Origin of the sequence: Synechococcus sp. A15-127 (genome assembly GCF_014280215.1) — a bacterium.
Lineage (GTDB): Bacteria > Cyanobacteriota > Cyanobacteriia > PCC-6307 > Cyanobiaceae > Parasynechococcus.
The window spans coordinates 1,812,877-1,825,096 of the sequence record NZ_CP047948.1; the positions used below are offsets into that span (position 1 = coordinate 1,812,877).

General features: G+C 64.1%; 12 protein-coding genes. 7 read left to right on the top strand and 5 right to left on the bottom strand.

Going from position 1 to position 12,220, the window contains the following annotated elements; translation table 11 throughout:
• Positions 1–49: 49 nt before the first annotated feature.
• Both SynA15127_RS09620 and ilvN read left to right on the top strand, forming a co-directional pair.
• Positions 50–1,006: an alpha/beta fold hydrolase gene (locus SynA15127_RS09620; RefSeq protein WP_186483867.1), complete on the top strand. Its 957-nt coding sequence runs from the start codon at positions 50–52 to the stop codon at positions 1,004–1,006.
• Positions 1,003–1,533 carry an acetolactate synthase small subunit gene (gene ilvN, locus SynA15127_RS09625; RefSeq protein WP_186483871.1) on the top strand — a complete coding sequence of 177 codons (531 nt, stop codon included), beginning with the start codon at positions 1,003–1,005 and terminating at the stop codon, positions 1,531–1,533. The genes SynA15127_RS09620 and ilvN overlap by 4 nt, the downstream gene beginning before the upstream one ends.
• 2 nt (positions 1,534–1,535) lie before the next feature.
• On the opposite strand, the gene SynA15127_RS09630 is transcribed toward ilvN, so the two are convergent.
• Complete coding sequence (locus SynA15127_RS09630) at positions 1,536–2,219, bottom strand: peptidylprolyl isomerase (RefSeq protein ID WP_186483873.1); 684 nt, start codon at positions 2,217–2,219, stop codon at positions 1,536–1,538.
• Between the two features lie 5 nt (positions 2,220–2,224).
• Positions 2,225–2,761, bottom strand: a complete 537-nt coding sequence (locus SynA15127_RS09635) for a photosystem I assembly protein Ycf4 (RefSeq protein ID WP_043696814.1) — start codon at positions 2,759–2,761, stop codon at positions 2,225–2,227.
• A gap of 187 nt (positions 2,762–2,948) precedes the next feature.
• Here SynA15127_RS09635 and psbD point away from each other — a divergent pair, with 187 nt between their 5' ends.
• The 5 genes from psbD to cysK all read left to right on the top strand — a co-directional run bounded on the left by psbD (position 2,949) and on the right by cysK (position 9,213).
• A complete protein-coding gene (psbD, locus tag SynA15127_RS09640; protein WP_043692195.1) occupies positions 2,949–4,004 on the top strand; it encodes a photosystem II D2 protein (photosystem q(a) protein) in 1,056 nt (351 codons plus the stop codon).
• Entirely contained in the window at positions 3,988–5,376 is a 1,389-nt protein-coding gene (gene psbC, locus SynA15127_RS09645; protein ID WP_186483874.1) for a photosystem II reaction center protein CP43, read from the top strand. Before psbD ends, psbC begins: the two co-directional genes overlap by 17 nt.
• Positions 5,377–5,522: 146 nt before the next feature.
• Positions 5,523–6,683, top strand: coding sequence for a PLP-dependent aspartate aminotransferase family protein (locus tag SynA15127_RS09650; RefSeq protein WP_255475463.1), 1,161 nt, complete (start codon positions 5,523–5,525; stop codon positions 6,681–6,683).
• On the top strand, positions 6,680–8,134 hold the full coding sequence (locus SynA15127_RS09655; RefSeq protein WP_186483876.1) for a PLP-dependent transferase: 1,455 nt from the start codon (positions 6,680–6,682) through the stop codon (positions 8,132–8,134). The genes SynA15127_RS09650 and SynA15127_RS09655 overlap by 4 nt, the downstream gene beginning before the upstream one ends.
• Before the next feature lie 92 nt (positions 8,135–8,226).
• Entirely contained in the window at positions 8,227–9,213 is a 987-nt protein-coding gene (gene cysK, locus SynA15127_RS09660; RefSeq protein WP_186483877.1) for a cysteine synthase A, read from the top strand.
• Positions 9,214–9,219: 6 nt separating this feature from the next.
• On the opposite strand, the gene queA is transcribed toward cysK, so the two are convergent.
• The 3 genes from queA to SynA15127_RS09675 are packed head-to-tail and all read right to left on the bottom strand — an operon-like array spanning position 9,220 to position 12,160.
• Positions 9,220–10,320 (bottom strand): tRNA preQ1(34) S-adenosylmethionine ribosyltransferase-isomerase QueA, encoded by a 1,101-nt coding sequence (queA, locus tag SynA15127_RS09665; RefSeq protein WP_186483878.1) that lies wholly within the window; start codon positions 10,318–10,320, stop codon positions 9,220–9,222.
• A gap of 5 nt (positions 10,321–10,325) precedes the next feature.
• On the bottom strand, positions 10,326–11,660 hold the full coding sequence (locus SynA15127_RS09670) for a dihydrolipoamide acetyltransferase family protein (RefSeq protein ID WP_186483880.1): 1,335 nt from the start codon (positions 11,658–11,660) through the stop codon (positions 10,326–10,328).
• 56 nt (positions 11,661–11,716) lie between these two features.
• Entirely contained in the window at positions 11,717–12,160 is a 444-nt protein-coding gene (locus tag SynA15127_RS09675) for a YlqD family protein (protein ID WP_186483881.1), read from the bottom strand.
• Positions 12,161–12,220: the final 60 nt, after the last annotated feature.

Genomic DNA, 12,220 nt, shown 5'->3' on the forward strand with positions numbered 1-12,220 from the left:
CCGGGCCCGCCCTTCGCAATAGTGAGCAGAAGAACTCTCCAGAGCCGTGATGACCTCTGCTCTCCAGAGTGCCCACTGGGGAGAGCATGGCCGCTGGTTCTGGCAGGGCCACGGTTGCCACTGGCGTTGCCTCGGCCCTGAGCACGGTCCGGCCGTGCTGCTGCTCCACGGTTTCGGAGCCAGCAGTGCGCACTGGCGTCGCTGTGCCCCCCTGCTGGCCACGCGCGGCTATCGGGTCTATGCGCTCGACCTGATCGGCTTCGGAGCGTCATCACAACCCGGCTATCACTCCTCCCGCCCCGTGGACAACCGACTGTGGGGACGTCAGGTGATCGGCTTCGTGCAGGAGGTCGTCCAGCGTCCCTGCGTGCTGATGGGCAACTCACTCGGGGGGCTGACCGCTTTGACCGCAGCGCTGCTGAAGCCTGAACTAGTGAAAGCGGTGGTGGCCGCTCCACTGCCGGATCCTGCCCTGATGCAACCGGTGCCGTGCCGGCGGCCACCTGCCTCCCGGAGTCTGCAGCGTCTTGTGGTGGTGTGCCTGCTGCGGCTGCTGCCTCTTGAGCTGATCGTGCCGTTGATCAGCCGCACCCCGCTGCTGCGGGCCGGACTGCAAGGGGCCTATCGCCGTTCGGTTGCCAACGACCGCGAACTTCTGCAGCTCATCGCCGCCCCGGCCCGTCGAGCCTCCGCCGCGCGATCACTGCGGGCGATGAGCATCGGCATGGCGCTGAGGCCGAGAGGAGCCACCGCACCGGCCCTGCTCGGACAACTCAACGGCCGACTGCCGCTGCTGCTGGTCTGGGGACGGCAGGACCGCTTCGTTCCGCTCGCGATCGGCCGGAGAACCGCCGAACGGCACCCCTGGCTGTCGCTGCATGTGATCGATCAGACCGGGCACTGCCCGCATGACGAAACGCCGGACGCCTTTCTGCAGGCAGTGCTGCCCTGGCTGGACCGTAGTTTGGATGAAAGCAGCCCGGCAGGGGACGAACAGCGGAGATGAAGCACACCCTTTCCGTGCTGGTGGAAGATGAGTCCGGCGCTCTCAGCCGGATCTCGGGCCTGTTCGCCCGACGCGGCTTCAACATCGACAGCCTGGCCGTCGGCCCTGCCGAAAGCGGTGGGCAGTCCCGCCTGACGATGGTGGTGGAGGGAGATGACCAGACCCTGCAGCAGATGACCAAGCAGCTGGACAAGCTGGTGAATGTGCTGCAGGTACTCGATCTCACCCAGAGACCTGCCGTGGAGCGGGAACTGATGCTGCTGAAGGTGGCCGCCCCCCCGGAGACGCGCAGTGCCGTGTTCGACCTGGTGCAGGTATTCCGGGCCAAGGTGGTGGATGTGGCCGACGAAGCTCTGACGCTGGAGGTGGTCGGAGACCCTGGAAAGCTGGTGGCTCTCGAGCGACTGATGACGGCCTTCGGCATTCTCGAGATCGCCCGTACCGGCAAGGTGGCCCTTGAACGAGCCTCAGGCGTCAACACGGAAATGCTCAAGGTGTCCCCAAGCCAGAACCGCGTTCCGGCCTAAGTTCACTCTGTTAATACAGCCTTGTTGATGCGATCCCCTTGCTGGATCGCATCAACCACCTCCATGCCATCCACGACACGGCCGAAGACGGCGTAACGACCGTCGAGTTCCGGCAATGGACGCAATGCTATGTAGAACTGGGCGCTGGCTGAGTCAGGAGCCTGGGAGCGGGCCATGGCAACCGCCCCACGCTCATGGGGCAACTCCAGACCATCAAGTTCAGCCGGATTGGTGCTGACCCGGCTGTAACGGGGCTGCGGCTCGGATCGGAACTTGATTTCAAGCGGGATCATCCGCGCCTGACCGTTATCGGGATCCACGAAACTGCCGGTGCCGAGCTGCCCCAGGGGAACCGATCGATCACTGGATTGCGGATCGCCCCCCTGCACCACGAAGGGGACGGGCTCGCGAACAACGCGGTGGAACATCGTTCCGTCGTAGGTGCCGCGCCGCACCAGATCAATGAAATTGCCGGAGGTGAGGGGAGCGGCATCGCCGTTCACCTCAATCGTGAACTCGCCCTGGCTCGTCTGCATGGTGACGGTGGCCTTGCCCTGCAGACAGGCGGAGTCGGCGTCGGCACAGCCCTGAGCCACCGCAGCGGTCGGGGACGGACTGCAACTGACGACCAGAGGGGTCAGCAGCAGCAGCAGACACCAGAGGATGGAACGGGTCAGCGCACGCATGGGATTCAAAGACCTTCGAGGTTGACGCCGAGAAAACGGGCCAGCTCGGCACCGTCCTGCTCGAGCTGGGCAAGAGGGAGTGGCTCTCCGACACGGGTCAGAGGCATGTCGCGGCGTCCCTGAATGCGCAGGGACACCCGGCGGCGGGCATTGAAACCATCCCTCACCTCAACCTTCACCGCCTTCACATCCCGCATCGGGATCTCAACGCTGATCGGCTTGCGGAAGCCTCGACGGCTGATGGTCACCAACCCGGCCTTCCGATCGAAGCGATTGCTTCCGGAGCCGACATCCACAGCGATCACGTACCAGAGGTAAGTAGCGAGCAGGGCGGCCGCGATGCTGTAAAGACCCATCACCACACCCTGAGGCACGAAGATCAACGCCGCCGGATGGCCGATCGGCAAGAGATCTCGGCCCAGATAACTGGAGAGGGATGCCAGCAGGAATCCGATCCCACCGATGCTGACGGCGGCGGCGACGAGAAAGTTGGAAATGCGCCGGGAGCCGAGCACGGATTGCTCGAGCACATCGGTGGACATGGCCGACCCTGAAGGAAGCGTCATTGTGACCTCCAGCAGGCCACCGCGGCCAAACAGGAAGAAATCCCAAAGAAACAAAGCGATACAAGGGATTTCAGCTGAAGCAAACAGGCCCCGCGCTCCGCTTCAGGATTGTTAAGGTCGCCCGGTATCCCACAGCCTGCGGCTCTTCCGCTCCGTTTCCTCCATGACGATCGCTGTAGGACGCGCGCCTCAGCGGGGATGGTTTGACATCCTCGATGACTGGCTCAAGCGCGACCGCTTCGTTTTTGTCGGCTGGTCCGGCATTCTCCTTTTCCCAACGGCCTACATGGCCATCGGTGGCTGGCTGACAGGCACCACCTTTGTCACCTCCTGGTACACCCACGGCATCGCCTCCTCGTACCTGGAAGGCTGCAACTTCCTCACCGCAGCTGTCTCCACCCCCGCTGATGCGATGGGTCACAGCCTGCTGCTGCTCTGGGGACCTGAGGCTCAGGGCGACTTCGTTCGCTGGTGTCAGCTCGGCGGCCTTTGGGCCTTCGTGGCCCTGCACGGTGCCTTCGCGCTGATCGGCTTCATGCTGCGTCAGTTCGAGATCGCCCGTCTGGTGGGCATCCGCCCCTACAACGCCATCGCCTTCTCCGGTCCGATTGCGGTGTTCGTCAGTGTCTTCCTGATGTACCCCCTCGGCCAGAGCAGCTGGTTCTTCGCGCCCTCCTTTGGTGTGGCTGCGATCTTCCGCTTCCTGCTCTTCCTTCAGGGCTTCCACAACTGGACCCTGAATCCCTTCCACATGATGGGCGTGGCCGGCATCCTCGGCGGCGCACTGCTCTGCGCCATCCATGGCGCCACCGTGGAAAACACCCTGTTTGAGGACGGCGAGCAGGCCAACACCTTCAAGGCGTTCGAGCCCACTCAGGAAGAAGAGACCTATTCCATGGTCACGGCCAACCGCTTCTGGAGTCAGATCTTCGGGATCGCCTTCTCCAACAAGCGCTGGCTGCACTTCTTCATGCTGTTCGTGCCTGTGATGGGCCTGTGGACCAGCTCCATCGGCATCATCGGCCTCGCCCTCAACCTGCGCGCCTACGACTTCGTGTCGCAGGAGATCCGCGCTGCAGAAGATCCCGAATTCGAGACCTTCTACACCAAGAACATCCTTCTGAATGAAGGTCTGCGTGCCTGGATGGCACCGGCTGACCAGCCGCACGAAAACTTCGTCTTCCCTGAAGAGGTTCTGCCCCGTGGTAACGCTCTCTAATCCCGGTCTTGGCGCCACTGGCGGCAAAGATCTCGACTCCACCGGCTACGCCTGGTGGTCCGGTAACGCCCGTCTGATCAACCTTTCAGGCCGTCTGCTTGGTGCCCACGTGGCCCATGCCGGTCTGATGGTGTTCTGGGCCGGCGCCATGATGCTGTTCGAGGTGAGCCATTTCACCTACGACAAGCCAATGTATGAGCAGGGCTTCCTCTGCATGCCCCACGTCGCCACTCTTGGCTACGGCGTGGGGCCCGGCGGTGAGGTCACTGATCTCTTCCCCTTCTTCGTGGTCGGTGTTCTGCACCTGATCAGCTCCGCCGTGCTCGGCCTTGGCGGTCTGTACCACGCCCTGCGTGGTCCTGAGATTTTGGAGAACTACTCCTCCTTCTTCTCTCAGGACTGGCGTGACAAGAACCAGATGACCAACATCATTGGTTATCACTTGATCCTGCTGGGCGTCGGCTGCCTGTTGCTGGTCTTCAAGGCCATGTTCTTTGGTGGCGTTTACGACACCTGGGCCCCCGGCGGTGGAGATGTCCGCCTGATCACCAACCCGACTCTCGATCCGGGCGTGATCTTCGGTTACCTGTTCCGCGCCCCCTTCGGTGGCGAGGGCTGGATCATCGGTGTGAACTCGATGGAGGACATCATCGGTGGCCACATCTGGCTCGGCCTGACCTGCATCTTCGGAGGCATCTGGCACGTGATCACCAAGCCCTTCGGCTGGGTGCGTCGCGCCTTCATCTGGAACGGTGAGGCCTACCTGAGCTACAGCCTTGGAGCCCTGAGCTTCATGAGCTTCATCTGCTCTGCCTACATCTGGTTCAACAACACCGCCTATCCCTCCGAGTTCTGGGGACCCACCAACGCTGAGGCTTCCCAGGCTCAGAGTTTCACCTTCCTGGTGCGTGACCAACGCCTCGGCGCCAACATCGGTTCGGCCATGGGCCCCACCGGTCTGGGTAAGTACCTGATGCGCTCCCCAACTGGTGAGATCATCTTCGGAGGAGAAACCATGCGCTTCTGGGATTTCCGTGGTCCCTGGCTGGAGCCCCTGCGTGGTCCCAACGGTCTCAGCCTCGACAAGCTGCAGAACGATATTCAGCCCTGGCAGGTTCGCCGCGCCGCTGAATACATGACCCACGCTCCCAACGCGTCTCTCAACTCCGTGGGCGGCATCATCACCGAGCCCAACTCGGTGAACTACGTGAACCTCCGCCAGTGGCTGGGTGCAGCGCAGTTCGTGCTCGCTTTCTTCTTCCTGATCGGTCACCTCTGGCACGCCGGCCGCGCTCGCGCTGCTGCCGCTGGCTTCGAGAAAGGCATCAGCCGTGAGGCTGAGCCTGTGCTGGGCATGCCCGACCTCGACTGATCCTTCAACGGTTCAGCCTGCGATCGTCCATCAGCCCTCGCCCAACGGCGGGGGCTTTTTATTGGCACGAAATCGTGAAGATTTCGAGTGCATTTACTCACGAAATCGTGCTGACCTTGATTTCTTAGCCTTTCACTGTGGCTTCAGTGGCATTGAAGGAAGGCGGCAACGAAGGTCTGAACACCCGGGTGATCCATCACGGCGACAGCTTCGCTGGGGACACCGGCACCGTGATGCCGCCGATCTTTCCAACCTCCACCTTTGCCCACGGCAATTCCGCCGGCTTCGACTACACCCGTTCCGGCAACCCCAATTTCCGCATCCTCGACGCTGTGCTCGCCTCGGTGGAGGGCTGCAGCCATGCCACCGTGTTCGCCTCCGGCGTCAGCGCCATCACCGCCGTTGTCTCCCAGTTGAAGCAGGGAGATCTGGTGCTGTGCGAAGAGAACCTCTACGGCTGCACCGTGCGTCTGTTCGAACAGGTGTTCGCCAAGTTCGGCCTGCGCACCGCCTGGGTGGATTTCACCCGCCCGGAGGCCCTGCAGGAGATCCGATCCCACAAGCCTGCCATGGTCTGGCTGGAGAGTCCTACCAACCCACTGCTGAAGGTGATCGACCTGCAGGAGGTCTGCGCCATGACCCAGTCCCTCGGCATCCCCGTGCTGGTGGACAACACCTTTGCCACGGCCCTGGTGCAGCGACCGCTTGAGCTGGGAGCCACCCTGTCACTCACCAGCACTACCAAATACATCAACGGTCACTCCGATGCTCTGGGCGGAGCCGTCTGCACCAACGACCCTGAATGGCACCAGAAAATGGTGTTCTCCCAGAAGGCGCTGGGTCTGCAGCCCTCGCCGTTCGACTGCTGGTTGATCACTCGAGGCATCAAGACCCTGCCGCTGCGGCTGCGGCAGCAGATGGCCAACGCTGCCGCTCTTGCCGACCAGCTGGCGGAGCACCCCCGGGTGAACTGGGTGCGCTACCCCCACCGAGCGGATCACCCTCAGCATGCGGTTGCCAGCCGGCAGATGGCCGCCGGAGGCGCCATCGTGACGGTGAGCTTCGACGCCACTCAGCAGCAGACCTACGCCCTGTGCAAACGGCTGCGCTGGTTCACCATGGCCGAGAGCCTGGGTGGCATCGAGAGCCTGATCTGCCATCCGGCCACCATGACCCATGCTTCGGTGTCTGCGGAGGTGAAGACGAGGCTGGGCATCGACGACGGGCTGGTGCGCTTCTCCGTTGGCTGCGAGGACCTGGTGGATCTGCAGATGGATCTGCAGCAGGCCCTGGAGCAACTGGTGTGAGTCCCCGCGATCTGCTGCACGATCCCTGCTGGCAGGGAACGGATCTGGGGCAACCGCTCCCCGACGCGACCCATGCCGTCTCGATGACGCTGCCGCGCTGGCAGGACGTGATCGCCTACGAGGAAAAGGATCCCGCCTGTCGCAAGGCCCTGCAGACGATTTATCCCCGTTTCGGGCTCCACCCACTGCTGCAGGAGCTGTCCGCCCAGATGGCCGTGGATGGTTTGACGGCGTGGCCGTTTTCCACTGAAGCAGCCGCCCGCGCAGCCCAGACCCACTGCCAACACCAGGAACCGGATGGTCACACCCGGCTGACCCGTGGCGAGACGCTCGTGGCCCTGCACACCGACGCCAGCACCAGCCCCCACGCCAAGGCCTTCTGGCAGCACACGGGTCTGGGAGCCTCCTCCCGTCAGGCCGCCGTTGCCCTGGGACGGGAATCAGCTCCGGCGCCAGCAACGGCTGAAGCGGCCCGCACAGCGGTGCGACAGCGGTTGGCCGCCATCCACGGCATCGATGCCCATCGGATCAGCCTGCTCCCAGCCGGCATGGCCGGACTGCATGCGGCGCTCTCCGCCATCCAAAGCCTCAAGCCGAATCGCCCCACCCTTCAGCTGGGCTTCCCCTACGTGGATGTGCTCAAGCAGCCGCAGGTGGTGTTCCACGGCGGCGAGCTGCTGCAGGGGAACAACCTGGAGGAGCTGAAGGATGCTCTGGAGCGTCGCGATCCCGCAGCTGTGATCGTTGAACTGCCCAGCAATCCCTTGCTGCGCTGTGTGGATCTGCCGGCCGTGGCTGAGCTGGCCCACCGCCATGGCATCCCCGTGATCGCCGACGACACCATCGGCACCGGCCTCAACCTCAGGGCCCTGCCCCATGTCGATCTGATCTTCACCTCGCTCACCAAGAGCTTCGCCGGCCGTGGCGATGTGATGGCCGGCAGCCTGCTCGTGAGCCCCCATTCCCCCTGGAGCGATCCACTGTTGAAGGCCATCTCCCCGGTTGCCCGGCTGGCGGATGGCGATGCAATCGCCCTGGAGGAGGCGAGCCGCGACGTTGACCAGCGGGTGCCACAGCTGGATGCCAATGCCCTTGCGCTGGCGGAACGGCTGGAGAGACACCCGGCGGTGGCGCGCGTGCAGCACCCGAAGGACTGCCCCCATTTCCTGGCCTTGATGCGCCCGGATGGAGGCCACGGCTGCCTGCTCTCCCTTGAGCTGAAGCAGGGGGAAGCCAAGGCATCGAGGGTGTACGACGCCCTGAGGGTCTGCAAGGGACCCAGCCTGGGCACCTCATTCACCCTGGCCTGTCCCTACACCCAGTTGGCGCACTACGACGAACTCGGATGGGCCGCGGACTGCGGAGTGCCCTCCCACCTGCTGCGCGTTTCGGTGGGACTGGAGGACCCCGGGGAACTCTGGGAGCGCTTCCGCGACGCCCTGGACGCCTGAGAGCGAGAGGGAAGCCTGAAAAAGCCCTTAACAACCAGGGCCCAAGCGGGTTGTGTTTCTAGGTTGACCTTTCGGGCCCTTACAGACGCTTCATGTCCCGCATCTACGACGACAACAGCCAGGCCATCGGCAACACCCCGCTGGTGAAGCTGAACCACGTCACCAAGAACTGCAAGGCCACCGTGCTGGCCAAGGTCGAAGGCCGGAACCCTGCCTACAGCGTCAAGTGCCGCATCGGCGCCAACATGATCTGGGACGCCGAGAAGAGCGGCGCCCTCACCAAGGACAAGGTGATCGTCGAGCCCACGTCCGGCAACACCGGCATCGCCCTGGCCTTCACCGCTGCTGCGCGCGGCTACAAGCTGATCCTGACCATGCCCGAATCGATGTCGATCGAACGACGTCGGGTCATGGCAGTGCTCGGTGCCGAGATCGTTCTCACCGAAGCTGCCAAGGGCATGCCCGGCGCCATCGCCAAGGCCAAGGAGATCGCCGAGACCGACCCGGCCAAGTACTTCATGCCCGGCCAGTTCGATAATCCCGCCAACCCTGAGATCCACTTCAAGACCACCGGTCCGGAGATCTGGAACGACTGCGACGGAGCGATCGATGTGCTCGTGGCCGGCGTCGGCACCGGTGGCACCATCACCGGCGTTTCCCGCTTCATCAAGAACGAGGCCGGCAAGGCGATCGAATCGGTGGCCGTGGAGCCCAGCCACAGTCCGGTGATCACCCAGACCCTCAATGGTGAGGACGTCAAGCCCGGACCACACAAGATCCAGGGCATCGGCGCCGGATTCATCCCCAAGAACCTCGACCTCTCCGTGGTCGACAAGGTGGAGCAGGTGACCAACGACGAATCCATCGCCATGGCTCTGCGCCTGGCCGAGGAGGAGGGACTTCTGGTGGGCATTTCCTGCGGCGCCGCTGCTGCTGCTGCCATCCGCCTGGCGGAACAGGATGAATACGCCGGAAAAACCATTGTGGTGGTGCTTCCCGATCTGGCCGAGCGTTACCTCTCCTCCGTGATGTTCAGCGAGGTGCCCACGGGCATCATCGAGGAACCTGTTGCTGTCTGAGATCGATCAGCGCGTCGGGGGTCTGGCTGCATCCATCACCGCCTCCGGCGCGATCCACATCGCATCGCCATAGGAAAAGAAGCGGTAGTTCCTGCTGATCGCTTCGCTGTAGAGCCCCAGCAGCGTCTCCCGGCCGATCAGAGCGCTCACCAACAACAGCAGCGAACTCTTCGGCAGATGAAAGTTGGTGAGCAACCCCTGCACCACGCGGAAGCGATAGCCGGGCTGAATCACCAGATCCACGGGGCCGGTGAACGGCTTCAGCTCTCCGCCATGGACCTGCGCTGCTCCCTCGAGGGCCCGCACGCTGGTGGTGCCGACGGCGATCACCCGACCTGAGCAGTGGCGGATCGTCTCGACCACCGCCGGACTGACCTCGATCCACTCGCTGTGCAGCTCGAGCGTGGTGAGATCCTCCGTCTCCACGGGGCGGAACGTGCCGAGTCCCACATGCAGGGTGATCCGGGCCAGTTCCACTCCCTTGCGGGCCAACGCGTCCAGCAGTGCATCACTGAAATGCAGCCCCGCCGTCGGGGCTGCGACGGCTCCGGGTCGCTCGGCATAACGGGTCTGATACCGCTCGGCATCTCCGGGGTCGTGCCGTTCGATATAGGGCGGCAGCGGCACCTCACCGCACCGGTTGAGCAGGGTCTCGATCGTCGCCGCATCGGTGCAGTCGTCCGGAAACTGAACGATGCGCCCGCCGCTGGCGGCATCCTCTGCCACCACGGTGAGCCTGATCTCAGTTCCATCGATGGTGAGAACGTCCCCAGCCCGCATCCGCTTGGCCGGCCGGGCCAGACAGAGCCACAACCCCTGACCGCGGGGCTCCAGCACCAACAGTTCCGACAGTCCGCCACCGGCGCGGCGCACCCTCAGACGCGCCTTGAGCACCCGGGTGTCATTGACCACCAGCAGATCACCGGACTTCAGTTCCTCGAGCAGATCCCAGACCAGACGATGCCGGGTCGACGCCACGCCGCTGCCCTCAGGAGCCACCATCAGCAACCGGGCGCTGTGCCGTGGCTCGACTGGGGCCTGCGCGATGCGCTCAGGCGGCAGTGGATAGTCGTAGCTGCTGAGCTGCCGGTCCCTGGGATCGGACACTCCGATCAGAGCGCCAGACTCTCGGGGTGGGTCTCGATCAGCTCCGCTAGATCCTTCAGGAAGGCCGCACCGTCAGCCCCGTAGATCACCCGGTGATCGGCGGTCAGATTCACCTGCATCTGACGCTTCACGGCGATGGAACCGTCCTTGCCGGCCACCACGGTGGGGCGTGATGCCGCCACCGCCAGGATCGCGCCGGTGCCGGGAGGAAGGATCGCATCGAAGCGATCGACACCAAACATGCCGAGATTGGAGAGGGTGAAGGTACCGGTGCTGTATTCCTCCGGCTGCAGCTGCTTGCTGCGGGAGCGCTTCACCAGATCACCCCACTGGCGTGACATCTCATAGAGATCGGTGCGGTCGGCATTGCGCAGCACCGGCGTGATCAGGCCGCCGTCCTCCATGGCCACGGCGACGGCCACGTTCACGTCGGCGGGGTAGGCCATGCCGGCCGCCGTGGTGGCGGCATTCACTTGGGGATGGCGAGCCAACGTGACGGCCACGGCCTTGGCCAGCAGGGCAGTCATGGTGACGCCCTTGGGCTTCACTTGTTTGTAGAAAGCATCCAGCTTGTCGGTGGTGATCGTGTACCCGACACGGAAGCAGGGCACCGCCAGGCTGGCTTCCATGTTTCGATTAACCGCTCCCTGCAGGGTGTTGAAGGGCACGGTCTCACCGGGTCGCCCGAAGCTGCTGCCAGCCGGTGCAGCCGGGGGCGCTGCAGCAGAGGACGCGCCTCCAGAGACGGCAGGAGCTGTGCCCTCGGCGACTCTCGGAACGGAGATCGGTTGACCGCTCGCCTTTTCCACGTCCTCCGCCTGGATCCGGCCGTGGGGGCCGCTGCCGCGCACGGTGGCCAGATCCACGCCCATCTGAGATGCCAGCTTCTTGGCACGGGGGCTGGCGACGATGCGGCCGTCGTTGACGACCGGAGCAGACGGCTGAACGGCTGCCGGAGGCGGAGCTGCCACGGGAGCTGCCGCAGCCACCGGTGCAGGGGCAGGCGTCGGGGCCGGAGCAGGAGCTGTGGCCGTCGGTGCAGGAGCAGCGGCAGCGGGGGCTGCCGGAGCCGAGGCCTTGGCATCAGCGATCTCCGCCTCGCTTTCCACGATCAGCCCGATCGTCTCGCCCACCGGCGCGGTGCTGCCAGCCGGCATCAGCACCGCGGCCAGATAGCCGTCCTGAAAGGACTCCACATCCATGTCGGCCTTGTCGGACTCGACCACGAGCACCGACTCCCCCCGTCCGACCTTGTCGCCGGGTTGCTTCAGCCATTCCACGATCTTGCCCTCCGTCATGGTGGAGCTGAGGGCAGGCATGAAGATGTCGTGGGTTGCCAAAACCGTCTCCGTGAGGGCAGATCAGGGGAGTTTACGAGTCAGCTGATGGCTGCTGATCAGGCCTCCTCAATGGCCTGAACGACACCGTCCCGCACGACGATCGACACCTGCATTTTCTGCACCAGGTTGTCGCCGACGGTGAGTTCACAGGTGCTCTCCAACTGGCCCTGCTCCACGATCTGCTCCAGCTCGAGCTCACGCACCTGAGCCTGCTGCTGCAGCAACCCGCGTTTCTGCTCCTCGATCTCGGAACGCTTGGCGGCGACCTGCTGCTGAATCTGAGCCACCTGCTCCTGTACCCGGGGATCGAGCGGGTTGGCACTCTGACGGCGCACCTCATCAACCACCTGCTGACCCTCCTGCTCCAGCTGGGCCAGCTGCTGATCGCAGTTGGCGATGCCGTTGCTGATCTCCCGCTCCGCTTCCTCCTTCCAGGTGGGGGTCACCACGGCACGAACGGTGATCGGGCGCTTGATCGTGAGGATGGTGCCGTCGGCCATGGGACTGCTTGAGAAGCAGCAAGCGTCTCAGCCGTGCGGCCTCAGGTCAATCACTTCAGT